Source organism: Aequorivita echinoideorum (genome assembly GCF_018476645.1).
GTDB classification, from domain to species: Bacteria; Bacteroidota; Bacteroidia; order Flavobacteriales; family Flavobacteriaceae; genus Aequorivita; species Aequorivita echinoideorum.
Map to the genome: position 1 here is coordinate 15,468 of NZ_JAHCTB010000003.1, position 25,498 is coordinate 40,965.

General features: G+C 38.8%; 20 protein-coding genes. 10 read left to right on the top strand and 10 right to left on the bottom strand.

Annotated elements, in window-relative coordinates; genetic code table 11:
• Positions 1–275: 275 nt before the first annotated feature.
• Together KIV10_RS06925 and KIV10_RS06930 are read right to left on the bottom strand one after the other, a co-directional pair.
• Positions 276–1,235, bottom strand: a complete 960-nt coding sequence (locus KIV10_RS06925; RefSeq protein ID WP_214112789.1) for a phosphoribosylaminoimidazolesuccinocarboxamide synthase — start codon at positions 1,233–1,235, stop codon at positions 276–278.
• Positions 1,236–1,243: 8 nt separating this feature from the next.
• The gene (locus KIV10_RS06930) at positions 1,244–2,197 is read right to left on the bottom strand and encodes a PhoH family protein (protein ID WP_214112790.1); all 954 of its coding nucleotides are present in this window, start codon (positions 2,195–2,197) and stop codon (positions 1,244–1,246) included.
• Between the two features lie 106 nt (positions 2,198–2,303).
• Here KIV10_RS06930 and KIV10_RS06935 point away from each other — a divergent pair, with 106 nt between their 5' ends.
• The 7 genes from KIV10_RS06935 (at position 2,304) to KIV10_RS06965 (ending at position 9,228) form a co-directional block, all read left to right on the top strand.
• Positions 2,304–3,143: an SAM hydrolase/SAM-dependent halogenase family protein gene (locus KIV10_RS06935; protein WP_214112791.1), complete on the top strand. Its 840-nt coding sequence runs from the start codon at positions 2,304–2,306 to the stop codon at positions 3,141–3,143.
• A gap of 17 nt (positions 3,144–3,160) precedes the next feature.
• Positions 3,161–3,457 (top strand): putative quinol monooxygenase, encoded by a 297-nt coding sequence (locus KIV10_RS06940; protein ID WP_214112792.1) that lies wholly within the window; start codon positions 3,161–3,163, stop codon positions 3,455–3,457.
• Between the two features lie 47 nt (positions 3,458–3,504).
• On the top strand, positions 3,505–4,215 hold the full coding sequence (gene gldF / locus KIV10_RS06945) for a gliding motility-associated ABC transporter permease subunit GldF (protein WP_214112793.1): 711 nt from the start codon (positions 3,505–3,507) through the stop codon (positions 4,213–4,215).
• Positions 4,212–5,906 carry a gliding motility-associated ABC transporter substrate-binding protein GldG gene (gene gldG / locus KIV10_RS06950; protein WP_214112794.1) on the top strand — a complete coding sequence of 565 codons (1,695 nt, stop codon included), beginning with the start codon at positions 4,212–4,214 and terminating at the stop codon, positions 5,904–5,906. Before gldF ends, gldG begins: the two co-directional genes overlap by 4 nt.
• 154 nt (positions 5,907–6,060) lie before the next feature.
• Positions 6,061–7,179, top strand: a complete 1,119-nt coding sequence (gene dnaN, locus KIV10_RS06955; RefSeq protein WP_214112795.1) for a DNA polymerase III subunit beta — start codon at positions 6,061–6,063, stop codon at positions 7,177–7,179.
• 108 nt (positions 7,180–7,287) lie between these two features.
• A complete protein-coding gene (gene mnmE, locus KIV10_RS06960; protein ID WP_214112796.1) occupies positions 7,288–8,688 on the top strand; it encodes a tRNA uridine-5-carboxymethylaminomethyl(34) synthesis GTPase MnmE in 1,401 nt (466 codons plus the stop codon).
• A 111-nt stretch (positions 8,689–8,799) separates the two neighbouring features.
• Positions 8,800–9,228, top strand: a complete 429-nt coding sequence (locus KIV10_RS06965; RefSeq protein ID WP_214112797.1) for an FKBP-type peptidyl-prolyl cis-trans isomerase — start codon at positions 8,800–8,802, stop codon at positions 9,226–9,228.
• Between the two features lie 77 nt (positions 9,229–9,305).
• Here KIV10_RS06965 and KIV10_RS06970 read toward each other — a convergent pair whose 3' ends face one another.
• Both KIV10_RS06970 and KIV10_RS06975 read right to left on the bottom strand, forming a co-directional pair.
• On the bottom strand, positions 9,306–10,664 hold the full coding sequence (locus KIV10_RS06970) for a T9SS type A sorting domain-containing protein (RefSeq protein ID WP_214112798.1): 1,359 nt from the start codon (positions 10,662–10,664) through the stop codon (positions 9,306–9,308).
• 191 nt (positions 10,665–10,855) lie between these two features.
• Positions 10,856–12,412 (bottom strand): NAD(P)/FAD-dependent oxidoreductase, encoded by a 1,557-nt coding sequence (locus tag KIV10_RS06975; RefSeq protein WP_214112799.1) that lies wholly within the window; start codon positions 12,410–12,412, stop codon positions 10,856–10,858.
• A 157-nt stretch (positions 12,413–12,569) separates the two neighbouring features.
• Here KIV10_RS06975 and KIV10_RS06980 point away from each other — a divergent pair, with 157 nt between their 5' ends.
• The 3 genes from KIV10_RS06980 to KIV10_RS06990 all read left to right on the top strand — a co-directional run bounded on the left by KIV10_RS06980 (position 12,570) and on the right by KIV10_RS06990 (position 17,278).
• Entirely contained in the window at positions 12,570–13,847 is a 1,278-nt protein-coding gene (locus tag KIV10_RS06980) for a PQQ-dependent sugar dehydrogenase (protein ID WP_214112800.1), read from the top strand.
• Between the two features lie 50 nt (positions 13,848–13,897).
• Positions 13,898–16,186 (top strand): TonB-dependent receptor family protein, encoded by a 2,289-nt coding sequence (locus KIV10_RS06985; protein WP_214112801.1) that lies wholly within the window; start codon positions 13,898–13,900, stop codon positions 16,184–16,186.
• An 84-nt stretch (positions 16,187–16,270) separates the two neighbouring features.
• Positions 16,271–17,278 carry a lipoate--protein ligase gene (locus KIV10_RS06990; protein ID WP_214112802.1) on the top strand — a complete coding sequence of 336 codons (1,008 nt, stop codon included), beginning with the start codon at positions 16,271–16,273 and terminating at the stop codon, positions 17,276–17,278.
• Positions 17,279–17,479: 201 nt separating this feature from the next.
• Here the strand turns inward: KIV10_RS06990 and KIV10_RS06995 are convergent, their stop codons facing one another.
• The 6 genes from KIV10_RS06995 to KIV10_RS07020 all read right to left on the bottom strand — a co-directional run bounded on the left by KIV10_RS06995 (position 17,480) and on the right by KIV10_RS07020 (position 25,493).
• Complete coding sequence (locus KIV10_RS06995) at positions 17,480–18,817, bottom strand: capsule assembly Wzi family protein (RefSeq protein WP_214112803.1); 1,338 nt, start codon at positions 18,815–18,817, stop codon at positions 17,480–17,482.
• A 3-nt stretch (positions 18,818–18,820) separates the two neighbouring features.
• Positions 18,821–21,199: a GumC family protein gene (locus KIV10_RS07000; RefSeq protein ID WP_214112804.1), complete on the bottom strand. Its 2,379-nt coding sequence runs from the start codon at positions 21,197–21,199 to the stop codon at positions 18,821–18,823.
• A 2-nt stretch (positions 21,200–21,201) separates the two neighbouring features.
• Positions 21,202–21,963 carry a polysaccharide biosynthesis/export family protein gene (locus KIV10_RS07005; protein ID WP_214112805.1) on the bottom strand — a complete coding sequence of 254 codons (762 nt, stop codon included), beginning with the start codon at positions 21,961–21,963 and terminating at the stop codon, positions 21,202–21,204.
• 70 nt (positions 21,964–22,033) lie between these two features.
• Positions 22,034–24,001: a polysaccharide biosynthesis protein gene (locus KIV10_RS07010; protein ID WP_214112806.1), complete on the bottom strand. Its 1,968-nt coding sequence runs from the start codon at positions 23,999–24,001 to the stop codon at positions 22,034–22,036.
• A gap of 31 nt (positions 24,002–24,032) precedes the next feature.
• Positions 24,033–25,172 carry an aminotransferase class I/II-fold pyridoxal phosphate-dependent enzyme gene (locus KIV10_RS07015; protein WP_214112807.1) on the bottom strand — a complete coding sequence of 380 codons (1,140 nt, stop codon included), beginning with the start codon at positions 25,170–25,172 and terminating at the stop codon, positions 24,033–24,035.
• Positions 25,173–25,277: 105 nt separating this feature from the next.
• The gene (locus KIV10_RS07020) at positions 25,278–25,493 is read right to left on the bottom strand and encodes a PID-CTERM protein-sorting domain-containing protein (protein ID WP_214112808.1); all 216 of its coding nucleotides are present in this window, start codon (positions 25,491–25,493) and stop codon (positions 25,278–25,280) included.
• Positions 25,494–25,498: the final 5 nt, after the last annotated feature.

Here is a 25,498-nt window from a genome sequence, read left to right on the forward strand (position 1 = left end):
ATTTTCAAAATCTTAAATCGAAAAAATGATTTTAAAAGTCTTTTTAGGGAAATTTTAAAAATTTGGAGGGGATACTCGATTCGCTAATTTTTTTTCTAAAGTAGCTTAATTACATTTCAAGCATTTTGAAAACAAGAGTATTATGAAGAAATTAACTTATTTGAATTAAAGATTAACTCAAAACAAATTAGTGGTAGTAAGGACTTGAAATAAAAAATTCCGCTTACCAATCAAAAGATCGTTTGCGGAATTTTTATAGAAATTTTAAATTTTTATTAAGACTTTACAGACGCGAAATATTTCGAAACATTATCCAATATTCTTTTTTCGATATCAGAAACATCTGCTTTTTCAAACTTTTGGCCCGTAATGTTTTCGTAAAGCTCAATATATCTTTCGGAAACAGTTTCAATATATTCATCACTCATTACAGGCAATTTTTGGCCTTCCAAACCTTGAAAACCATTTTGAATAAGCCATTGGCGCACAAATTCTTTAGATAATTGTTTTTGTGGTTCATTATTTTTTTGCCGCTCTTCATAACCCTCCGCATAAAAATAACGTGAGGAATCCGGGGTGTGGATTTCATCAATCAAAACAATTTTACCATTTTTGGTTTTGCCGAATTCATATTTGGTATCAACCAAAATCAATCCTCGGTTGGCCGCAATTTCACTACCCCGTTGGAAAAGTTTTCTAGTATAATCTTCCAATTGAAGATAATCTTTTTCTGAAACGATTCCGCGTTTCAATATTTCCTCCCGCGAAATGTCTTCATCATGGTCTCCCATTTCAGCTTTGGTTGCGGGTGTAATTATAGGTGCGGGAAATTTGTCATTCTCTTTCATTCCGTCAGGCATAGCAACGCCACACAAAGCGCGTTTTCCAGTTTTGTACTCTCTGGCCGCGTGGCCGCTCAAATACCCGCGAATTACCATTTCCACTTTAAACGGCTCGCAAGCTTCGCCAATGGCGACATTTGGATCTGGAGTGGCGGTCAACCAATTTGGAACCAAATCTTCCGTATCCCGCATCATTTTGGTCGCAATTTGATTCAAGATTTGTCCTTTATAGGGAATTCCCTTCGGCATTACCACATCAAAAGCACTCAACCTGTCCGTGGCAACCATTAAAAGTGTATCATTTTCCAACGTATAAACTTCCCGAACCTTTCCGTGATAAACACTTTTTTGTCCGGGAAATTTAAAGTCTGTTTTAATGATTGTATTTTTCATTGTGGTTTTCAATCTATATTCTCAATGTTTTTATAGGCAGCTATAACTTCCTTCACCAAACGATGGCGGATTACGTCCTTATCATCCAGATAAATCATTCCCACTCCTTTCACATCCTTTAGCACTAATAATGCTTCCTTCAAACCTGAAATCACGCGGCGTGGCAAATCAATCTGTCCGGGATCTCCAGTAATCATAAATTTTGCATTTTTTCCCATCCTGGTCAAAAACATTTTCATTTGCGCGTGGGTGGTGTTCTGCGCTTCATCAAGAATTACAAAAGCATTGTCCAGCGTTCTTCCGCGCATAAATGCCAAAGGGGCAATCTGGATTACGCCCGTTTCAATGTGCGAAGCCAATTTTTCTGCAGGTAGCATATCCCGAAGTGCATCATAAAGCGGCTGCATATAAGGGTCTAACTTTTCCTTCAAATCTCCAGGTAGAAATCCGAGATTTTCACCAGCTTCCACAGCAGGCCTCGTTAATATGATCCTTTTGACTTCCTTTTCTTTTAAAGCCTTTACGGCCAGAGCAACACCTGTATATGTTTTACCTGTACCTGCCGGACCTACTGCAAAAACCATATCGTTTTTGGACATTAAGGTCACCAATTTGCGTTGGTTTGCAGTTTGTGCCTTAATAGGTTTCCCGCTAACTCCGTGAACTATTACCTCATTGCTACTGGGAAGGGTTTCATAATCTTCTTTGCTTCGGCTTTGTAAAACACGCTCGATTACGTTTTCATCAATCTTATTGTATTTTACGTATTGATCCAAAAGCATGGTAATGCGCCTATCAAATTCCTCCAGCACGTCCTCATCCCCATAAGCCTTTATTTTTGTGCCTCTGGCAACAATTTTGAGCTTCGGAAAATATTTTTTTAAAAGATCGATGTTTGCATTTTCAAGTCCGAAGAATTCCCGTGGACTAATCTCTGTGAGTTCGATTACAAGTTCGTTCAAAAGGCGTGCTTTTTTATTTTGTTCGGAAAGCAAAAAATAGTTTTGCCTCTAACAAAAGTAAAGTATTTTTGCGGTAAGTCTTTTATTAAAATATCAACAATAATTTATGGCAATAATTACGCTCACCACAGATTTTGGCGAAAAAGATCACTTTGTGGGCGCAGTTAAAGGAGCAATTTACAGTGAATTGCAAGATGCCAAAATTGTTGATATCTCCCATTCCATTTCGCCCTTCCATCTGCACGAAGCTGCCTATATCATTCAGAACGCGTACAAAAGTTTTCCGCAGGGAACCATTCATGTAATTGGTGTAGATTCAGAATTAAACCCAGAAAACAAGCATATTGCCGTGCTCATGGACGGGCATTATTTTATTTGCGCGGATAATGGGATCATCTCGATGTTGACTTCAGATATCAATCCAGAAAAAATTGTGGAAATAAATATCCATGACAGAATAATAAGTAATTTTCCAGTGTTGGATGTTTTTGTGAAAGTGGCGGGCCACATTGCCCGCGGCGGAACGTTGGACGTTATAGGTAAGAATATTTCGGAAATAAAACAATTAACTGGTATAAAACCCGTAGTAAATAAGCAGGAAAGCCAGATTATAGGAAATGTTATTTACATTGATAATTATGGAAATATCATTAGTAATATTGGCAAAAAACTGTTTGAAAGCGTCGGTTTGGGAAGGCAATTCATTATTACCGCTCGTACGGCAAAGTTTGATAAAATACACACCCATTATAGCGATGCCATAAATTTTGATCTTCCACCGGAAAAACGGGAGGAAGATGGAAAAAAATTGGCGCTTTGGAATTCTTCAAATTATCTTGAATTGGCCATTTATAAGAGTAATCCGTCAACCATTGGCGGTGCTTCTACCCTATTTGGATTGGAATTTCGGGATACCATAACCGTGAATTTTAAAGTCGAAAATTAATTTTCAGAAATAAAACTATGTTTACGCGAATTGTAAAAATGGAATTTGAACCAAAGCAGATAGCTTCATTCCTGAAAAATTTTGAAGAAGTAAAAGAAAAAATCAGAAATTTTCCGGGCTGTTTGTTTTTGGAATTATACCAAGACAAAAACGATAATACAATCTTTTTTACCTATAGCCGTTGGAATGACGAAACCAATCTGGAAGCATACCGAAACAGTCCCCTTTTTAAAGAAGTGTGGAGCAATACAAAACCTATGTTTCGTGAAAAAGCCGCAGCGTGGAGCGTAGATACGCTGGACAGTATCCAGTAATTAGTAACAGTTTATGGTAAAATTTTAAAAAATCTGAAATAAAATCAATGCTCACTCTAATAAAACGCGAAATAAACACTTTTTTCTCCTCGACAATCGGGTATTTGGTGATTGCTGTTTTTCTGTTGCTTAACGGGCTTTTCCTTTGGGTTTTCGATGGAGATTACAATATTCTCAATTCTGGTTTTGCAGATCTTTCGCCCTTTTTTGAATTTGCGCCGTGGATTCTTCTTTTCTTGATTCCGGCCGTGTGTATGCGTGCCTTTAGCGATGAAATGAAAATGGGAACGCTGGAACTCTTGCTCACCAAACCCATAACGTTACCGCAGATTGTTTTGGGAAAGTATTTTGGCGCGGTTTTATTGATCATCATCGCACTTATTCCCACACTATTATATGTATATACTGTTTCCAGTTTGGGAAATCCGCCTGGTAATCTGGATGTGGGAAGCACTGTTGGTTCCTATTTAGGGCTGCTTTTTTTGGTCTGCGCCTATACTTCCATCGGGATTTTTTCGTCCACACTTTCACAAAATCAGATAGTTGCGTTTATAATCGCCGTCTTTCTTTGCTTTGTTTTGTACTATGGTTTTCAAGGTTTTACATCTTCATCCTTCAATATTTCTGGACTTGGAATGAAAGCACATTTTGACAGTGTTGCGCGCGGCGTTTTGGATACGCGCGATCTTATTTATTTTATTAGCGTCACTACCTTTTTCATTGCGCTCACAATATTTAAATTGAAGAAAAATAAATGAATACATCACTGAAAAAAAATATCGGGCGGCTCGCAATCGTTTTTGGTGGTTTACTTCTGCTGAATATTTTGGGGAATTATTTCTACAAACGCTTCGATCTTACCCAAGATAAGCGTTTTACCCTTTCTGAAGCGGCTAAGGATATAGTGGAAAATATAAACTCACCCATAGTGGTAGATATTTTTCTAAAGGGAAATTTTCCTCCCGAATTTAAAAGGCTTCAAAGTGAAACAGAACAATTACTGGAGGAATTTTCAGCATACAATTCTAAAATAAATTTTGAATTTATAGATCCCACCGAAGAAGGACCGGAACGATTTCAAAATCAATTTCAGCAATTTGGTCTTACCCCAGCACAGGTTTCGGTTACGGAAAATGGAAAGCAAAGCACAGAATTGGTATACCCGTGGGCGCTCGCCCATTATGATGGAAAGACGGTAAAAATTCCATTACTGAAAAATCAATTGGGCGCTACATCGGAAGAACGCGTAAACAGTTCGCTTCAAAATTTACAGTATGCTTTTGCGGATGGGTTTAAAAAGTTGGTAATGGCAAAATCCCGAAAAGTTGCCGTACTAAAAGGAAATGGTGAATACGATGACCGCTACATTGCAGATTTTTTCTCCACGCTTCGCGATTATTACTACATAGCGCCATTTACATTGGATTCGGTTGCAAATAATCCTGAAAAAACCTTGCGGGAATTAAACTCGTTCGATTTAATTGTTGCCGCACAACCCACGGAAGCTTTCAGCGATGCCGAAAAATATATTCTGGACCAATATGTAATGAACGGCGGAAAAAGTCTTTGGCTGCTTGATGCCACACAAATGCAGACAGATACCATTTCAGGGAAAACATTTGTTTTTGGAAAAGATTTGAATTTGAACGATTTCTTCTTTAAATATGGAATTCGAATCAATCCAAATCTGGTGAAAGATGTTTACTCCGCTCCTATCGTACTTGCCAGCGGGGAAGCGCGCGAATCTCAATACAATCAGTATCCTTGGTTTTTTAGCCCGCTCATTTCAAGCGGCAACAACCACCCTATTGTTTCGAATATTGAAGCGGTAAAATTTGAGTACGCAAGTGCCATCGATACCTTGCCAAATGGCATTAAAAAGACGGTTTTGCTCACTACTTCTCCCATTACAAAAATTGTAGGATTGCCGTTCCCGATAGATTTTGATGTAGAAATCCCAAAAAATCTTCAAATTGTAAACGAAGGTCCCAACCCAAACGAATTTAATGCTGGTGAAGTTCCGCTTGCGGTCTTGCTCGAGGGCTCATTTTCATCAGCTTTTAAGAATAGAGTGAAACCAATAAATTTAAGCGGAAATTTTAAAAATATTGATGATGGGAATGCTTCAAAAATGGTGGTTATAAGTGATGGTGATATCATTAAAAATCAACTTCAGGGCAACAGACCTTTGGAACTTGGGTTCGATAAAATGACAAATTCCTTTTATGGAAATAAAGAATTTTTGCTGAATACGGTCAATTATCTTTTGGACGATACCGGACTTATAAACATTCGCACACGGCAAATTGCGGTGCCATTTCTGGACAGGCAAAAAACAGTGGAGCAACGCACCCAATGGCAAGCCGTTAACTTATTGTTGCCGTTGGTTTTACTAGCACTTTTTGGATTGGCTTTCAACTTTATCCGCAAGCGGAAATACACGCGCTAAATGTTAATAAGTTTGTTTTAACAAAAACTTCAATTGAAATATATTTGTGCTTCTACTGTGCTTTCCTTGAGCGTCGTGGAATTACCCGCCAACCTTTAAACATTAAATAAAACGGCGAGTATGGAGTAAAAATTTCTCATTAAAAAGATATATAATGAAATTCATCGTATCGAGTTCTTATTTATTGAAACAACTTCAAGTTTTAGGCGGCATTATCAATAATAACAACACATTGCCCATATTGGATAATTTCTTGTTCAATTTAGACACCCAAAGTCTTACTGTTTCAGCTTCAGATTTGGAAACTACCATTTCTTCAAAACTGGAAGTGGAAAGCAATGAAAAAGGAAGTATTTGCATTCCCGCAAGACTTTTGCTGGATACGCTGAAAACCTTTCCGGAGCAACCGCTAACGTTCACCGTGGAAGATAATAATACTATTGAAATCAGCAGCAATCACGGTAAATATGCACTAGCATACGCAAGTGGTGAGGAATTTCCCAGTGCTGTGGAATTAAAAGATCCTTCATCTACCGTTGTGCAAGGAGATGTTTTGGCCACGGCAATAAGCAAGACTATTTTTGCTTCGGGAAATGATGATCTTCGTCCTGTGATGAGCGGTGTTTTCTTTCAATTTTCAACAGACAATCTTGTGTTTGTGGCAACCGATGCGCACAAATTGGTAAAATATACCCGTGATGACATTAGCGCATCACAGACCGCAGAATTTATTATGCCGAAAAAACCGCTGAATCTGCTGAAATCAATTTTAGCCGGTAGCGAAGAGGATGTGGTGATTGAATACAATGACAGCAATGCGAAATTTATTTTTGAAAATACTAAAATGGTTTGCCGCTTGATTGACGGAAAATATCCAAATTATGAGGCGGTTATTCCAAAAGAAAATCCGAATAAATTGGTTATTGACCGAACCCAATTTTTGAATTCCGTGCGTCGTGTATCCATTTTCAGTAGCAAGACCACGCACCAAATACGCTTAAAAATTGCCGGAGCAGAACTGAACATCTCCGCGGAAGATATTGATTACAGCAACAAAGCCGAAGAGCGCCTAACTTGCGATTATCAAGGCGATGATATGCAAATAGGCTTCAACAGTCGTTTTTTAACGGAGATGTTGAATAACTTGAACAGTGACGAGGTTTCCTTGGAAATGAGTCTCCCAAACAGAGCCGGAATTTTAACCCCTGTTGATGGGCTTGATGAAGGCGAAAACGTTACAATGCTTGTTATGCCAGTAATGTTGAACAATTAAGTTATTGAAAATTTCAATTTTTAGATTATCAGTCATAAAAATATCCGCCCACGTTGGCGGATTTTTTATTTTTCAGAATTGTGAAGGTTAATAGTACCTTTGCCAATCATGATGCACACAGACACTATAGTAGCACTTGCCACTCCCGCCGGGGCGGGTGCAATCGCTGTAATACGGCTATCCGGCGATGAAGCCATTTCCATTGCTTCCCAATTGTTTCATTCCGTATCCGGAAAAAACTTGGAACATCAAAAATCACACACCGTTCATTTGGGCCACATTGTTGATGGTAACAAAACACTGGACGAAGTTTTGGCAACTGTCTTCAAAAATCCAAATAGTTATACCGGAGAAAATGTAGTAGAAATTTCTTGTCACGGCAGTAGCTACATCCAGCAGGAAATTATTCAATTATGTTTACGAAATGGTTGTCGCATGGCGCAGCCCGGGGAATTTACCTTGCGTGCCTTTTTGAATGGAAAAATGGACTTAAGCCAGGCCGAAGCCGTTGCAGATCTCATTTCAAGCGATAGCGCGGCCAGCCATCAACTGGCAATCCAGCAAATGCGTGGCGGATTTTCTTCTGAAATAAAAAAACTTCGGGAAGAACTTTTAAATTTTGCCAGCCTCATAGAACTGGAGCTCGATTTTGCCGAAGAAGATGTGGAATTTGCCAATAGGGACGAATTTCAAAAACTTATTTCGAAAATTATCTTAGTATTTAAAAGGCTGATTGATTCGTTTGCAACAGGAAATGTTTTGAAAAACGGAATACCCGTAGCCATTGTAGGCGAGCCAAACGTTGGAAAATCTACGTTATTGAATGCATTGTTGAACGAGGAACGCGCCATTGTAAGCGATATTGCTGGCACCACGCGAGATACAATTGAAGATGAAATAACCCTTGGCGGTATTGGTTTCCGATTTATTGACACCGCCGGAATACGCGAAACAACCGATACTATTGAAGGGTTGGGAATCCAAAAAACCTTTCAGAAAATTGAACAGGCACAAGTGGTTATCTACCTTTTTGATGCAGAAAAATTTCATCACGAAGTTTCGGGATCGGGTTCAAAGTTTAAGGTTGAAATTGAAACGATAAAGAATAAATACCCTCAGAAAAATCTGGTTATCGTTGCTAATAAAATCGATAAACTTTCAGAATGGGAAATTGAAAATCTTCAAAAGGAAATTGAAAACCTTCATTTAATTTCGGCTAAAACCCATACAGGCGTTGAAGGTTTACAAAATAAACTGCTTGATTTTGTAAACACTGGCGCACTTCGCAATAACGAAACCATTGTAACCAACAGCAGACATTACGATGCAATGCTAAAGGCGCTGGAAGAAATTATAAAAGTTCAGGACGGGCTTGATAGCAATTTGAGTGGAGATTTACTGGCAATAGATATTCGGCAGGCACTTCATTATTTTGGTGAGATAACTGGCGAAATAAGCAACGATGAGCTTCTGGGAAATATTTTTGCCAATTTTTGCATCGGTAAGTAAACCGTTAAGATTTCCTTAAATAGTTTAATTCTCCTCCCTATTCTGTGGAATTGGTTCCTCAAACCTATAGTTTTGTCCACTTATTCATTTAATAATTGAAAAAACAATAATATGAATCAAGTACAAGGAAATGAAACCGTAAAACTTCATTACACAGGAAAACTGAATGACGGACAGGTGTTCGATAGCTCTCTAAAGCGCGAACCACTTGAGGTGAAGCTGGGTGAAGGAAGACTAATTCCTGGTTTTGAAAAGGGTCTGGTAAATATGAAGGTGAACGACAAAAAAACCATTACTATTCCCAAAGAAGAAGCGTACGGCGAGGTGCAAAAAGAACTATTCCAAAAAATACCGAATGAAAACCTTCCGCAGGAAATAAAACCGGAAGTAGGTATGGGCCTAGTTTCCAAAAATCCAGATGGTAGCGAGCGCCAATTGCGCGTTTCTGATGTGAAGGATACTTTTATAATTGTTGACGCCAATCATCCATTGGCAGGACAAGACTTAACGTTTGAATTGGAACTTCTTGAGATAAAATAATATCTCAAAATATAATTTGAAAAGGCTATCAAAAAATGATAGCCTTTTTTTATGATCAAAATGCGAGAGCTAATTGACTATTTCTTTAAAAACTTTTTATATGAAATATTATTTTCGGAATTAATCACCAGCACATACATCCCTGCACGCAAATTTTCAATATTTATGCTTTGTTTCACTTTTGAAGTTTTTAAAATAATATTACCCAGAATATCAATTATGGAAAACGATTGGGGCTGCACATCCAGGCCCCATTCCAAATTGATGTAATCTTCGGCAGGATTTGGATATATGGTTAAAGAAAGAGCTTCAACTTCCTGCGTTGCCAATGTGCCAGTATACTTCATAACAGTAGCGCCAGAATCATTTGCACCATCTAAAAATGCCACAGTGGGTTTTCCCGAATTATCAAACGCAAGCGAAATATAACCTGAAGAACCCTCCGAAAATCCTTCTGTACCAATAGCTTGCCAATTTGTGCCGTCAAAAATCATCGTTGTAACTTTATTTGAATTTGCCCCATCCCGAAATGCAACGCAAGGTGCTCCCGTATCACTAAATGCGAGTGATGTACTAATTGCCTCATCTGTCGTAAATCCAGCATTTCCAACTGCTACCCAGTTACTTCCGTCAAATTTCATAACACTTGCCTTATCGCCATTTCCACCATCCGTATATGCTACGTAGGGCTCATTATTATTATTAAAAGCAAGGGATGGATTTATAATATTTCCTGAGGAAAATCCTGCATTCCCTACCAGAATCCAATCACTTCCATCAAATTTCATAACCGTCATTCTGTTTCCATTTGCCGAATCGCGAAACGCCACAAAGGGTTCGCCATTACTATTTATGGCAAGGGAAGGATCCGTATTTATGGAACCACTTCCAGAAAATCCGGAATCGCCCACAGTTTCCCATGTGCTTCCATTAAATTTCATAACCGTAACCCCAAAATCTTCCGCCCAATCTTGGTATGCCACAAATAATTCATTATTGTTTCCAATCGCAAGTTTAGTATGGTAAGCCGTATCAGCAGAAAATCCAGCACTTCCAACCACTACCCAATTAGTCCCGTCAAATTTCATCACAGTTGCTTTTGAAGTTTCTGCGCTGTCTGAATACGCGATAATTGGTGTTCCGCTATTGTCAATAGCTAATGAAGTAAAACTAACCTGTCCCGGTGAAAACCCTTCACTTCCCACGGGATTCCAGTTGGTTCCATCAAATTTCATAACCGTAGCTTTCAGCATATTTCCGCCATCCCTATAGGCAACATATGGTTCTCCATTTGCATTAAAATCTAGGGAAACATCCTCAACGAATCCGGCGGAAAACCCAGGGTTTCCTACAGTTTCCCAATCTTGTGAAAATGTTTTTGTTCCGAAGAAAATCGTGATGGCTACAGTAAAAAGCAATTGTAATTTTTGTTTCATCATATTTTTTTAGATTTAGGAAATGGCTTTTGCCACTCCTCCTTTTAATCGAAATATTAGATGAAACGTCATCACTTAATTTCATTTAAAGCGAATTTTATTCAAAATGAAAAGCAGAACATTTTTGTTTGAAGCTTTATAAAAATTGAAAATTGGGTATGCTCAAAGAAGAAAACTTTATTGAAAAGTGCTTATTTTTCCAACTTTTGGACAATGGCATCCACACAATTTATTCCATCAATTGCCGCCGAAATAATCCCTCCCGCGTACCCCGCTCCTTCCCCGCAAGGGTACAAACCATGTATCTCAATATGTTCCAAAGTTTCTGGGTTTCGGGGGATGCTAATGGGTGATGAAGTTCTACTTTCGGGAGCGTGCAAAACGGCCTGATTGGTGTAATATCCCTTCATTTTTTTTCCGAAAGCCACAAAAGCTTTTTTCAACCGTTTTGAAAGCAAGGGAGGAAGAACTTCATTTAAATCGGCTGAAACAATGCCGGGCTGATAAGAAGTCTTCGGAAAATCCTCGGAAACTTTTCCTTCAACAAAATCTATCATTCGCTGCGCGGGAACTTTTTGGGTTTTACCGCCTGCTTCCCAACAGCGCTGCTCAACATATTTTTGAAAATCGAGGCACACAAAGGGATCGTTTTCGGAATAATTTGGCAAATCCTTTGGCTCCACGCTCACCACAATACCGCTATTTGCATATGGATTATTGCGTTTGCTCGGGCTCCAGCCGTTGGTAACCACCTCTCCCTGCTCCGTGGCGCAAGGTGCAATAATACCGCCGGGGCACATACAAAAAGAATAAACACCCAACCCGTCCACCTGCTCCACCAACGCATAACTAGCCGGTGGCAGATAGGGATTTTCCGCATCGCCGTGATATTGAATGTGGTCTATTAATTCCTGTTGGTGCTCAACCCTAACGCCAATGGCAAATGGTTTCGCTTCAATTTTAATATTTTTTTTGTGAAGCAAATAGAAAATATCCCGAGCTGAATGTCCCGTAGCGAGAATCACATTGTCAAATTTCATCCAATTTTCGCCGTTGATTTCAATCGCTTCAATAGCATGATTGTTCAATTTTAAATCTGTCAATTTCGAATTGAAATGCACTTCGCCCCCATTTTCAATAATCGCTTCCCGCATTGCGGTAATAATCTTTGGCAATTTGTTTGTGCCAATATGCGGATGCGCATCCACCAAAATATTTTCATCTGCACCAAAATGCACAAACCATTCCAGCGCCTTTAGTACATTGCCGCGCTTTTTGCTACGGGTGTAAAGTTTCCCGTCTGAATACGTTCCTGCACCACCTTCACCAAAACAATAATTGCTTTCCGGATTTACAATTTGATCTTTATTAATGGCAGCAAGATCTCTTCTCCTTTCACGAACATCTTTGCCACGTTCAAAAACTATGGGTTTTAATCCTGCTTCAACAGCGCGCAAAGCAGCGTAAAGCCCTGCCGGGCCAGCGCCAATGATGGCAATTTCTTTCGATTCGGAAACATTTTTTGGAACAAATGGCGGAATAATTTCACGTTTTTCACCCTTCATCCAAATTTCAATCTGTAAATTTATTTTGATTGGCTTCCGGCGGGCATCAATGGATCGTTTTCTGATTCGCCAATCACTTATTTGGCCTTTCCGAAGTTTTTCCTTTTCCAAAGCAAGCTCTAGAACATAATCCAAATCGTCTTGCTGCCTTGGTAGTATTGCTATTTGAACCAGTCTGCCCATAATGCGCAAAGATAATTTTTTAATGTGATTTAGCTATTTATAACCGGTATTCACTCAATCTTCAATTCAGATTTTTAGCGTTAAAAATTCATTAAACTTTTAACATCTCGAATACCGTCCATTTCTTATTGGCTACTTTTATTTCAAAATAAAAATTATGAAAAAATATTTCCTATTCACTGCGGTACTCTCCCTTGCATTCTTCTCTTGCAAATCTGAAAAGAAAAAATATATGGAGGGCAAATCCGAAACTGAAATCAAACAACAAGCTGATACCGTTGAAACTGCATTGGGAGCGCTCGTGCTGCCAAAACCTTTTGCTTCTGAATCTGTTACCAACAGAAACGGAATGAAAGATTGGCCCGATGGAAAAATGCCCGCTGCCCCACAGGGTTTTACCGTAACAAAGTATGCAGATGGTTTTGACAATCCGCGGTGGACATACATAGCCCCAAACGGCGATATGTTTGTATGCGAATCCAGTACCAGAGGGAGTGCGGACCGTATCACAATTTTACGTGACAAGGATGAGGATGGCACTGCGGAATTGCGGGAAACTTTTCTTGAAGGCCTTAACCAGCCGTTCGGTATGTTGGTAATAGGAAATAACTTTTACGTAGCCAATACAGATGGTCTTTATAAATTTCCTTACAAAGAAGGGCAAACATCGCTAAAAGATGCGAAAGGCGATAAAATTCTGGAACTGCCCGCCGGTGGATATAACAATCACTGGACCCGAAATATTATTACTAATGAGGCAAAAGACAAAATTTATATATCAGTTGGTTCTGCGAGTAACGTAGCCGAACACGGAATGGATGAGGAAATAAGACGCGCCAATATTTTAGTAGTAGATGTAAACGGACAAAATGAAAAAATATATGCAAGCGGCCTACGCAATCCTGTGGGAATGGACTGGAATCCCGTGAACGGCGAACTTTGGACGGCGGTTAACGAACGTGATAAATTAGGAGATAATTTGGTGCCAGATTATGTTACCAGCGTGCGGGAAGGCGGATTTTATGGCTGGCCCTATTCCTATTTTGGTCAGTTGCCAGACCCGAGAATGGACGGAAAAGGTTCAGATTTGGTAGCAAAGGCAATAGTTCCAGATGTTTCCGTGGGGCCACATACCGCGTCACTCGGTCTTACTTTTTACGATGCCGAAACATTTCCTTCAAAATATAAAAATGGGCTTTTTGTGGGTCAACACGGCTCTTGGAACCGCGCAAAATTTTCTGGTTATAAAGTGGTTTTTGTGCCTTTTGAAAACGGAAAACCGAGTGGACAGCCAGAGGATTTTCTCACAGGATTTATTGCTGATGAAAATGATGTTTATGGCCGTCCCGTTGGCGTAACGGTTACACCAAAAGGAGATTTGCTGGTAAATGATGATTCCGGGAATGTGATTTGGAAAGTGAGTTATTCAAATTAGTTACACAAAATTCCATATACTTCAGGTTATAAAGAATGTGATAAACTTTAATGAGGAATTTAAATTGTAAAACTTGGGCGGTTATTCTATTGACCGCCTTTTTTAATGTTTCGCAGGCGCAAGTTTTAAAAGGCTTTGTGTTTGGTGAAGGAAGCCCCATTCCTGAAGTTTCAATACTTATTGCTTCGGAAAAAATTACAGAAACCAATTTAAATGGCGTTTTTATTCTTCCAAAAAATGTACAACTTCCCATAGAGATTAGATTGGAACATCCAGATTTTTTCATTGCTACGTTTCTAATGGAAGTTCCCAATCAAAAGTTTAAACTGCAGCCGCTTTCAAATTGTGAAAATCTGGAGGAGGTTATCCTCTCTTCAACGTATCAAAAAGAAAGCAACATTATTCTTCCCACCCGAATAATTTCCGAAGAAAAATTTAATACATACAGCCCAATAGACTTAGTCTCGGCAGTAAATGAAACTCCAGGGGTTTTTATCCAAAGTGGCGCCATAAACACAAATAGAATTACGATTCGTGGGGTGGGTTCGCGCACGCTGTATGGCACCAATAAAATTCGTGCCTATTTCAATGGAATCCCGATAACGGACGGTGCAGGAGAAACTACAATCGATCTTTTTAACCCGGAAAACCTGCAAACGCTGGAAATTGTAAAAGGTCCGAAAGCCACTCAGTACGGCACAAATTTGGGCGGCACGCTTCTTTTGAATTCGAAAGAATTGGCGAGCGGCGAATCTAAATTTCACAACAATTTTACAATTGGTTCTTTTGGACTGATAAAAAATTCTATTTCCTTGGCTACTTCATCGGAAAAGTTTTCAATCAATATGAATTACGACCATTTGCAAACGGAAGGATTTCGCCAAAATAGTAAATACAACAGAAAAGGGCTTTTAATTTCTTCAAAATATAGATTTAATGGTAAGAATGAGTTGGGTCTCTTATTGAACTATATAGATTATTTCGCCCAAATTCCATCGTCCATTGGCATTACCGCTTTCAACGAAGATCCTGCCCAAGCGGCATTTACCTGGGCGCAGGCCCAAGGTTTTGAAAACAATAAAAAAACATTGGCAGGACTGAGATTTACACATCGATTTTCTGAAAAATTCAGCAATACTTCAACCGTATTTTATAGCTATTTAGATCATTATGAACCGCGCCCATTCAATATTCTCGATGAATTTACCAATGGCTACGGCGGCCGGACCGTTTTTGCAAAAGATTTTCTATTTCTGGGAAATAGCGGAAATCTGAGTTTCGGTGGTGAATTTTACAAAGATGAATACAATTGGAAAACCATTGAAAATCTATACGAAAACAATAATGGCAATGGCAGTCTGGAAGGTGATTTGCTCAGCGACAACAAAGAAATACGGAAAAATTTGAATGTTTTTGGGACAGTTTCCCTTTCGTTTTCCAAAAAATTGAAAGGAGAGTTTGGACTCAATTTTAATAAAACCAATTATAATTTTGTTGATCAATTCAACATTGGCGCAACGAACAAAAATGCAAGCCGAAGTTTTGATCCCATTTTAGCTCCAAACGTTAATTTGCTGTACCAATTCAATAATAAAGTAAACGCTTACGCCAACGTGAGTCGGGGTTTCAATTATCCTTCCATCGAGGAAACTTTGACGCCAGCGGGAGTTATAAATCCAGAATTGGGTCCAGAAATAGGTTATAATTATGAAATAGGCAGTCAATTGTTTTTGCAAAAACGAAAAATTGAGATACAGGCAAATGCCTATTTTTTGGATATCGAAAATCTACTTGTGGCAGAACGTGTGGGAGACGATCAATTTATTGGTAGAAATGCAGGCAGGACGGAACACAAAGGCGTTGAAATGAGTATAAAGTATAGAGAAAAAATCGGTAAAAATATTCTTTTTTCACCCTATATGAATTTTGAATTTACGGATCACAACTTTGTGGATTTTGTTGATAATGAAAATGATTTTTCCGGAAACAACCTCACGGGAGTGCCCGATAAAAAACTGAATGGAGGGATTCAACTGAAATTCAAAAATCTTTTGCTGAACACCAATTTTCTTCACATAGGAAAAATTCCGTTGAACGATGCAAATGATTTATATTCAGAAAAATACACGGTTTTAAACGCAAAAGCATCTTTTAATTGCACTATTTCAGAAAACATTTTTTTTGAATTAAATACCGGGGTAAGTAATTTTTTGGATACAAAATACGCCGCTTCGGTTTTAATAAATGCAACTGGGTTTGGCAATTCCGATCCCAGATATTACTATCCCGGACTGCCCATAAACTGGTTTGGCGGTTTCAAGATTTCCTATTTGCTTTAGGGAAATTACTATTGCATTTTATAAAGCTCCATCGCTTTTGGAAATGATAACCCCTATCTTTACAATTCAAAAAAAATTCAAACTATGATTTTTATAGAAAATGAGGGCATTACCAACCCCAGCATTAATTTGGCTCTCGAGGAATATGCCCTGCGCAATTTTAATCCAAATCAGGATTACCTATTATTTTACGTGAACGAACCGTCCATAATCATTGGCCGCAACCAAAATACGTTGGAGGAAATAAACCACGAATATGTGAAACAGAAAAACATTCACGTTATCCGAAGAATTTCCGGCGGTGGTGCGGTATATCACGATTTTGGAAATCTCAACTTCAGTTTTATTACAAATCACGACATTAAAAGTTTGAACAACTTTAAAAAATTTACCGCGCCCGTTATTAAGGTTCTGAAAAATTTGGGGCTGGACTCAGCGTTGAAAGGACGCAACGATATTCAGGTGGCAGAAAAGAAGATTTCCGGTACCGCACAGTTTTCTACGGGAAAAAGGATGGTGAGCCACGGTACACTTTTATTGAAAACCGATTTGACCGAAGTTGCAAATGCCCTGAATGTGAAAATGGGCAAAATTGAATCCAAAGGACATAAATCTGTACGAAGCCGGGTTGCCAATATTTCAGAATTTTTAGAGAAACAACTCAGCATTGATGAATTTAGAACCCTTTTACTGGAAGGACTTTACGAGGAAAGTGAGCCGTTTGAAAAGTACCATTTAACTCCAGAGGAATGGAAAGCCGTTCACCAGTTACGTGAGGAAAAGTATGAAACTTGGGATTGGAATTACGGCCGTTCCCCAAAATTCAATATTCAAAACAGCAAGCGATTTACTATTGGCGAAATTGATTTGCGCATTTTTGTTGAAAAAGGATATATTAAGGAAGTGAAGATTTTTGGTGATTTCTTCGGAAAGGAGTCCGTGGAAAATCTCGAAAAACTCTTGGAAGGCATTCGCTATGAAAAAGAGGATATTTCAGAAATACTTGAAAATATTAATGTGAAGGAATATTTCGGTGAAATTGAAAAGACAGAATTTGTGGATTTGGTTTATGGCGGTAACGAAGAGGAATGATGATTCTTTATTTTCTAAATAAATAGAAATCAGAAATAAAACTGAAATTTATGTCCCAAAATTTAAAGATAGTTTTTTTGATAATAGCCGCACTAATAACTATTTACGGATTGGTGACGGGAAAATTCCTCTTCTTGTTTATTTGGTTCCCATTGGGATTTTTATTCGGCAAAAAAGAAAAGGATCAATAAAATATTGATTTTAGAAATGATATTGATATTCCACACCAGCCCCGCCAATAGTGGATTCCGTATTTGAAAAATCAATTTCGCCCAAAATTTTGAAGGTTCCCCAATCTTTGGTTTTATAGGAAATGGAAGCAAAATTATAAGAATCTTTGCGCTCCGGAAACAACGGTCTTCCATACGTTCCCAGATATTTCGCATAGGTAGTTTTCAGCATCCATTCAAAATTTTTAAAATTTCCCTTTAAAGCAAGATGGTGCACTTTGGAACGATTGTTAAAAATAGGTGTTCCGTCTTCGGCGATATTCATATTTTTATTGGCAAGAATAAACGGCAAACCTATTATATTTCCCTCATAGGTCCATCCGCTTCGGTATAGGCTATGGCTGAAATAATTGTCGAAGCCACTTCCTACCGAGATGCCACTTTGGTCTACCGTATCGGTATATTCATATAAAATACCTGAAAAAAAACGTTTGTTGGTTGGTTGAAAAAAAACTCCCCACAAACCATCGAGAAAATTCGCAAAACGAGTCCCGGAACCATCCTCAAACGGATGGTCGTGATAAACAGAAAAATTTCCGATAGGATATTTAAATGTATAATCCCCAAAAATTGAACCCAAATGGTTTCCCAAAGCGTTTGCGGTCTCGTTTTCATTATTGGTTTCGGTGGTTTCGCTTGCGGCAAAAATGTAAAAAAAATCTTTTAAACCGCTTCGCAATTTTCCAAATTCCGGGGAAGTTCCTCCCCACTGCACAAAATGTTGCAGACGTACAAACAACTGGTGATTTTCATTGAAAGTGGTTTTAATCCCAAGCCTTTTGTAGTGAAGACGCGTATCCTCTACATACCGTTCATCGTTTAGCCAGTAATGGCCTATACCCCAATCGATACCAAATGTGGGCGAAATTTTTATGGGTTCATTTGCCTCAAGTACTGCCCCAGGAATAGGCCTCGCATTTCCACTCCAAATAAAATTTTTATTGGTCATGGAAAGTCCTTCAGCATTCACATCCACAGCCTTTGCGCCCAGTGTTGCTTTTAGCCAATTATTTGAAAAATGGATAAAAAGTTCTCCGCGCTGAACGGGTTCAATTGCACCGTCCCTAACAAATACCGATGCTCCCATTTCTAGTTGAAAGCGTTCAAAAGTATATGTAGCGGAAATTTTTGGGATTGCGGCCGCATTTGTAAATTCTCCCTTTTCCCTATTTGTATTTGTATAATACCAAAAAGGCGAATTGGCGTTATTTGAAGCCAGCGCGGAAAGTTTTATCTCACCGTTGTACTCCATTTGTCCCTTACATAATGCGGTTGCCAACAGAAGTATGTAAGGGAGCATCTTTTTCATGGGCTAACGATTAAAAATCTTTTGCCAGAATGATTTTTCCTCCCTTTGATAGGTATATCCGTATTTATTACCATATCCAAAGTTTGCCATACTCACATCATTTAACACAAAGGCGACGTTGTTCAATTTGTTGTTCTTGATACTTTCCAATGGAAAACCGAGAAGTTTTTTCTCTGTGTAACCGGCCCTAATTGCGTACAGGGTAATATCTGCATATTTATTGATCAAAAGTGTATCGGTAACCAGCATAGATGGTGCCGTATCTACCACCACAAAATCAAATTTATTCGCCAATTCCTCAAAAAGTTGCGCCGCTCTTGGTTGCATCCACAATTCCGCGGGATTGGGAGGGATAGTCCCCGAAACCATAAGTGAAAGATTTTTTTGGTCGTTGGATTTTTGAATGTAATCCTCCGCATTACTATCTAAGTCTACCAAATACTCCACAACACCTTCTTTGTTATACTTACCGGTAAGATAACGCTGAAGCTGAGGGTTTCGAATATCTGCCCCCACCAATATCACACTTGCACCGCTATTGGCAAGTGTAATGGCTAAATTCGATGAAACGAAAGTTTTACCTTCACCTTTCACTGTTGAAGTGACAAAAATCTTTTTCCCTCTGCTTTCGTCAACATTTTTATTGACAAATAAATATTGAAGGTTTGTCCGTAAAATCCTGAAAGATTCCGCAAGAATTGAATGGTCGTTGAATGTAATAAGCTCAGCCTCCCTTTTACCAATTTTTGGTACTTCACCCACAATGGGAACTTGTTTTGAATGGCGTTCAACGTAAGCTCGATTTCTAATTTTATTGTCGAGAAGTTGCTTCACATAAATCACCAAAAATGGAATCAACAACCCTACTAACAAAGCTCCAAGAAGGATAATCTGCTTTTTGGGCGAAATTGGTGCGCGTGAACTGTAGGCGGGGTCAACCACTTTCGCCTTTGGCGTTGTTACTGCCAAGGAAATTGCGGTTTCTTCTCTTTTTTGAAGTAAATAAAGGTAAAGAGACTCTTTTATTTCCTGCTGTCGGCTTATATTTCTAAATTCTTTTTCCTTTAAAGGTATTTCTGAAATTTCTGAACCTATGCGTGCATTTTGGCTACCAATATCCCGCCGCGTAATTTGAAGCGATCGCTTCACATTCATCAAGCTCTCCATAACATTGTTACGCATGCCACCAATTTCACTATCAAGCCCCAAAACCAACGGGTTTTTTTCGGTACTGCTTTGCAATAGCCTGTTTCTTTCCAAAACCAATTGATTGTAGGTATTGATCTGTTCCGAAAAACCTTCTTTGCTTACGCCCAAATTTGCTGGCAACAAATCGCTTTTGGATCCATTCTGCAAATAGTCTATCATTGTATTCACAAGTTCAATCTGGGTCTCAACCTCCATCTGCCTTTTGTTGAATTCACTAGCATTTTCCAGAAAAATCTGACCTTCTGCATTAATATCAGTCAATCTATTTTCCTCCTTGAATTCAACTTTGCCTGTCTCAACGCTATCCAATTCATTGGTAATAATCTCGAGTCGGTTTTGAATAAAATCGGCCGTATTTTTGGCGACCATATTCCTATCGTTTATGGCGTCTGCATTGTATTGTTCAATAAATTCATCTAAAATTGCTCGTGCCTTATCCGGTAAAGCTGAAGTAAGGGTTAACTGAATTATACTACTGCTTTTGCTCATTTGTGAGACTTCCATTGCGCTACGCAAATTGGCAACAACACTTTCTCTATCGGCAATAGTTACCCTAATTTCACCAAAGGAATTGGCCTCATCAAGATCTTTCAAAACTTCAACGTTCGGTGTTACCATTATGGTTCCCCAACCCAAATTCACTAAATCACCAAAATTGTGATCTTGAGAATTTGAATTTTCATCAATATAAATTGAGAATTTTGTCAGGGATTTTGGGGTAATGTAGAATACTTTGCCTGAAACCAACTGATTGTCTGGGGTAGACATAACCTTCACATGAAAAGGCCTGTCCGAGAAAAGTTCAGCATCCTTTATATTTCCCTCGCGATTGTAGATAACGGAAAGATTGAGCTCATCCACTACCCTTTCGGTTAGATTTTTGGATCGCAATATTTCCAGTTCATTGTCAAAATCTGATGCGTTCAACGTTCCGGCCAACCCTAAATCCTGAAAGGCCGCCAATTCGGAAACCTGGTTATTTCCTTCATTTTTAATTAATATGGTAGCCGTACTGCTGTAGTAGGGAACGGTGTATCTTAGATAGATGAATGCAATTATAAACGCTACAACCATGGTGATGACAAACCACGGCCAATTGCGCAAATAAATATCAATTTGTTCCCTCAGGGATACTTCTTGTTCTTGTTCCTTATTTTGGGGCAGATCTTGCATTCTTATCTAACAATTAAAACTATAACAGATAACAGTAGAGAAGCAACCCCAATGTATATTGAGGTGTTACTGTTAAAACTTGAACTTTGTACCTTGGCGTTATTGGGTTCTACATACACGATATCATTTTGTTTCAGATAATAAAATTCATCATCCATTACATCTGCAGTGCGTATATCGAGATATCGAAATGTTTTTCTTCCATTAATTTCCCTTATTACCAATATATTATCCCTTTTTCCAAATAAGGTCATATCCCCTGCCATCCCCAGTGCTTCGGGCAATGTAAGCCTCTCTCCCTGCACCGGATACGTTCCTGGACTGTTTACTTCGCCTAAAACACTCACCTTAAAATTTTCGATGTTTATAGTGACGATGGGAGCGATAACATATTCAGAAATTCTTTTGGAAAGCATATCGCTGAGTTCGTTGCGCGTCATTCCGGCAACTTTTATCTTTCCCAAAACTGGAAAATTGATGGTTCCATCTGCCCCTGTAAGGTATCCGCTCAATTGATTGCTGGAGCTGCCTTGCTCAGGTGCCATAACCAAGTTAAACGGTTTAACCGCCACCGGATCATACGCAGATACCGTGATACTCAAAATGTCATTAGGTTGAATTTTAAAAGTATTCTGTACGCTGTCCAATGAAGCCAATTGTTGGGGCAAATCTTGAAAATAAACGATTTTTTGGCGGGACACACAGGAGGATATCAATAAGACCAAACTTATGGCAAGGAGCAACTTTCCAGTTCTTTTACGCATCAGTTAAATTTTTTGCAAATATAGGGTTTAGGCTTCTTAATGAAGTTGAAATAAAGATGTATTTGTATAATCAATTATTAAGCGAAGGTTTTTTGTCCAGTTCCTCAAAAACTGAATTATTGCTCACATATTCGGGCACCAACGTTTTTAGAGCTTTTACCAACGTTTTCTTCCGTTCGGTTTTTGTAAGAAGTATGAGATTTTCAATAGCATCATGTGTTTCCTTGAAATTGCAAATTACTACTTTGGAAACCGTGATTTTTGGGTGATATGTGGGAAGCGTGGTTTCACCGTCATTCAAAAGCTCCTCATACAATTTTTCTCCTTCCCGAAGCCCCGTAATCTTAATATCAATATCCTCATAAGGTTTTAGACCGCTCAAGGCGATCATTCGCTCTGCCATATCCAAAATTCTGATGGGTTTACCCATATCGAACACAAATATTTCGCCTCCTTTGCCCATAGTTCCGGCTTGTAAAACCAATTGGCAAGCCTCACTGATGGTCATAAAATATCTTATAATATCCTTATGCGTAACGGTTACTGGACCGCCCTCCTCTATTTGCTTTCTGAAATAGGGAATTACGGAACCGTTACTGCCCAAAACATTTCCAAATCTTGTAGTAATAAAACGTGTACACACGTTTGTAGAGTTCTGTAGCGATTGCACGTACATTTCAGCAGCTCTTTTGGAAGCGCCCATTACATTTGTTGGATTAACTGCCTTATCGGTAGAAATCATAACAAATCTTCCCACATTATATTTTACGGCCAATTCCGCCAAAATTCGTGTTCCATTAATATTTACCCGTATTGCCTCACGCGGATTCCTTTCAATTAAGGGTACGTGCTTGTATGCCGCGGCGTGATAGACTACATCAAAATTATATTTATTGTAAATGCGCTCCATTCGGCCTTCGTTGGTAATATCACTCAATTGGGTCGAGAATTTCAAATCTGGAAATTTGTCTTTCATTTCCAGCTCAATGGTATGTAATGCAGATTCGGCATTATCTACAATCACTACAATTTTAGGGTTGAAGTTGGAAACCTGTCTTACAATTTCACTACCTATGGAGCCAGCGCCACCGGTTACCATAATAGCTTTGCCTTCAAGATCTTGTTTAATAAGGTCTGAATCTATGGCGATAGGCTGTCTTTCCAGCAAGTCTTCAATTTGGATACGTTTTATGTGGGTACTTATGTCCTCACGCTTGTTCCAGTGTTCCATGGTGGGAACGTTGAAAATTTCGATCTTGTTCGCCAGACAAGCCTCCACAATTTGATTTTTTTCCTTGATGGTCAGCGAATCGCTGATTACCAGTACACCATCAATACTGTAGTCTGCCAATAAAGCCGTAAATGAATTGGAATTTGAACTAACCGGAACAGAAAATACTGGTTTTCCAAGGATTTTTATTCTTTTGCTATGTGGATTTTCAGTTATAAAACCTGCCAAGGTAAAAGGCATATTTCCGTCTGTAGTCAAGGCTTTTCCCAAACTGATGGTATTGTCCTGAACCCCTACAATCAATACGCGCTTTTTTAAATTCCCCGAGGCAAAATTTTTCAAAAATTGATATGACTCCTTTACCGAAATTCTGAAGAAAAGTAAAATGGTAAATGAAATAAATGCATACAATAAAATTCCTGTAGTGAGAAAAACTTTCTGTCCGAAAAAAAGAAAGGTGGCAAAATTTATCAAAAGCAAAGCTACGGCAGTACCAAAAGAAGCCGATGCTACCCGAAAAACATCGGTAAAGGTAGAATGCCGAATAATGCCCGCGTAGGTTCGAAAAATATAAAAGAAGAGAACGTTAATTCCAATAACCGCAAGAGCGCGATATGGAGTAGATAATACGTTGTAAAATTGAAGTGGGGTGCCAACTATAATAAAATAAACGGCCAAAAATGAGAAAATACAAATGCAGATATCAATGGACAACACTGCCCATCTGGGCAAATAACGCTGATCCAGTAATTTCAGTTTGTTATCTCCCTTATAGATGCGTTTTAAATATCGCTCCCCCCGTATCACACTATGTCTATAAATTTTCGACAAATATAGTTTAATTTTCGATGAAGTGCTTAAAAACTCCGTTAATCTTCTCTTTTTCAGTAACTGTCAAGTTTGACCCGGATGGAAGGCAAAGTCCTTTTTCGAATAAATTTTCAGCTACTTCTTCGCCATAATAGGGTGCATCAGCAAAAATTGGTTGCAAATGCATCGGTTTCCAGAGCGGACGGCATTCAATATTTTCTTGCGCGAAAGCCAATCTCAGTTCTTCATTAGTAAATCCGGCGACTTTTTCATCAATGAGAATACAACTTAACCAGTGATTTGAAAAATATTCAAAAGAGGGCTCTTCAAACACATCGATGCCCGGTATATCATGAAACATTTCTTTATAAAACGTATGCATCGCCCTCCTCAAACCTACGTGCGCATCCAGCACCTCCATCTGTCCGCGGCCTATTCCGGCACATACATTACTCATTCGGTAGTTATAGCCAATATGCGAGTGCTGATAGTGCGGCGCATCATCCCTAGCCTGAGTAGCCAAAAATACCGCCTTATCTTTTTGCTCACTATTTCGTGCTACCAATGCGCCACCGCCAGAAGTTGTAATAATTTTATTGCCGTTGAAGGATAAAATTGAAATATCTCCCAATGTTCCGCATTTTTTCCCGTTGTAACTGCTTCCCAATGCTTCAGCACTATCTTCAAGTATGGGAATGCCGTATGCATCGGCAACTTTTTTGATGGCATCGTGTTTATATGGCATTCCGTATAGATGTACGGCTATAATTGCTTTTGGTTTTTTACCTTTTGCAATTCTATCCTTTATAGCTTCTTCCAAAAATTTTGGACATATATTCCAGGTATCCTCTTCACTATCAATAAAAATAGGTTTTGCGCCTAAATAAACGATTGGATTAGCTGAAGCCGAAAATGTCATGCTCTGGCAGATTACCTCATCTCCAGCCTTTACTCCCAACAGTATCAACGCCAAATGCAACGCTGCGGTTCCCGAACTTAGGGCAGCCACATAATTTTGTTCACCCAGATATTTTTGAATATCCGCTTCAAAACCGGTAACATTGGGACCCAATGGCGCTATCCAATTGGTACTGAAAGCCTCAGCAACAAAATTCTGCTCGTTGCCGCCCATGTGTGGTGATGATAGATATATTTTGGGATTACTCATAAAGAAAATAATAAAGCCGGCAAATGTACATTTTTATTAAAACGAAAGAGGGTGTTTTATATTTTTTATAACACACCCTCTTTTTTTTGATTTATTCTGAAGATTTTATTCCTCCTTACGCTTCAGTTTCTTTTTGATTCCGTAGGCCGCGCCTACCAAAAGCCCGATGCCTATAAAACCGTCAATGGGCGCCGCAGGAACTTCATCATCAACATCGCCGGGATTGCTTATCTGCGCGTGACCCGAGTAAAGACTTCCCACTAACAAAATGGCGGTAAATAGAACTTTCTTTGAATAGTATATTTTATATAGTGATTTCATATCAA

What these genes read in the sequence shown, in the direction of transcription:
- KIV10_RS06935 (WP_214112791.1), top strand. Translation starts at nt 2,304, where the DNA reads ATGGCAATAATTACGCTCACCACAGATTTTGGCGAAAAAGATCACTTT.
- gldG (WP_214112794.1), top strand. Translation starts at nt 4,212, where the DNA reads ATGAATACATCACTGAAAAAAAATATCGGGCGGCTCGCAATCGTTTTT.
- dnaN (WP_214112795.1), top strand. Translation starts at nt 6,061, where the DNA reads ATGAAATTCATCGTATCGAGTTCTTATTTATTGAAACAACTTCAAGTT.
- KIV10_RS06985 (WP_214112801.1), top strand. Translation starts at nt 13,898, where the DNA reads ATGAGGAATTTAAATTGTAAAACTTGGGCGGTTATTCTATTGACCGCC.
- KIV10_RS06975 (WP_214112799.1), bottom strand. Translation starts at nt 12,412, where the DNA reads ATGGGCAGACTGGTTCAAATAGCAATACTACCAAGGCAGCAAGACGAT.
- KIV10_RS06990 (WP_214112802.1), top strand. Translation starts at nt 16,271, where the DNA reads ATGATTTTTATAGAAAATGAGGGCATTACCAACCCCAGCATTAATTTG.
- KIV10_RS07020 (WP_214112808.1), bottom strand. Translation starts at nt 25,493, where the DNA reads ATGAAATCACTATATAAAATATACTATTCAAAGAAAGTTCTATTTACC.
- KIV10_RS07000 (WP_214112804.1), bottom strand. Translation starts at nt 21,199, where the DNA reads ATGCAAGATCTGCCCCAAAATAAGGAACAAGAACAAGAAGTATCCCTG.
- KIV10_RS06995 (WP_214112803.1), bottom strand. Translation starts at nt 18,817, where the DNA reads ATGAAAAAGATGCTCCCTTACATACTTCTGTTGGCAACCGCATTATGT.
- KIV10_RS06940 (WP_214112792.1), top strand. Translation starts at nt 3,161, where the DNA reads ATGTTTACGCGAATTGTAAAAATGGAATTTGAACCAAAGCAGATAGCT.
- KIV10_RS06925 (WP_214112789.1), bottom strand. Translation starts at nt 1,235, where the DNA reads ATGAAAAATACAATCATTAAAACAGACTTTAAATTTCCCGGACAAAAA.
- KIV10_RS07015 (WP_214112807.1), bottom strand. Translation starts at nt 25,172, where the DNA reads ATGAGTAATCCCAAAATATATCTATCATCACCACACATGGGCGGCAAC.
- gldF (WP_214112793.1), top strand. Translation starts at nt 3,505, where the DNA reads ATGCTCACTCTAATAAAACGCGAAATAAACACTTTTTTCTCCTCGACA.
- KIV10_RS06970 (WP_214112798.1), bottom strand. Translation starts at nt 10,664, where the DNA reads ATGAAACAAAAATTACAATTGCTTTTTACTGTAGCCATCACGATTTTC.
- mnmE (WP_214112796.1), top strand. Translation starts at nt 7,288, where the DNA reads ATGATGCACACAGACACTATAGTAGCACTTGCCACTCCCGCCGGGGCG.
- KIV10_RS07005 (WP_214112805.1), bottom strand. Translation starts at nt 21,963, where the DNA reads ATGCGTAAAAGAACTGGAAAGTTGCTCCTTGCCATAAGTTTGGTCTTA.
- KIV10_RS06965 (WP_214112797.1), top strand. Translation starts at nt 8,800, where the DNA reads ATGAATCAAGTACAAGGAAATGAAACCGTAAAACTTCATTACACAGGA.
- KIV10_RS06980 (WP_214112800.1), top strand. Translation starts at nt 12,570, where the DNA reads ATGAAAAAATATTTCCTATTCACTGCGGTACTCTCCCTTGCATTCTTC.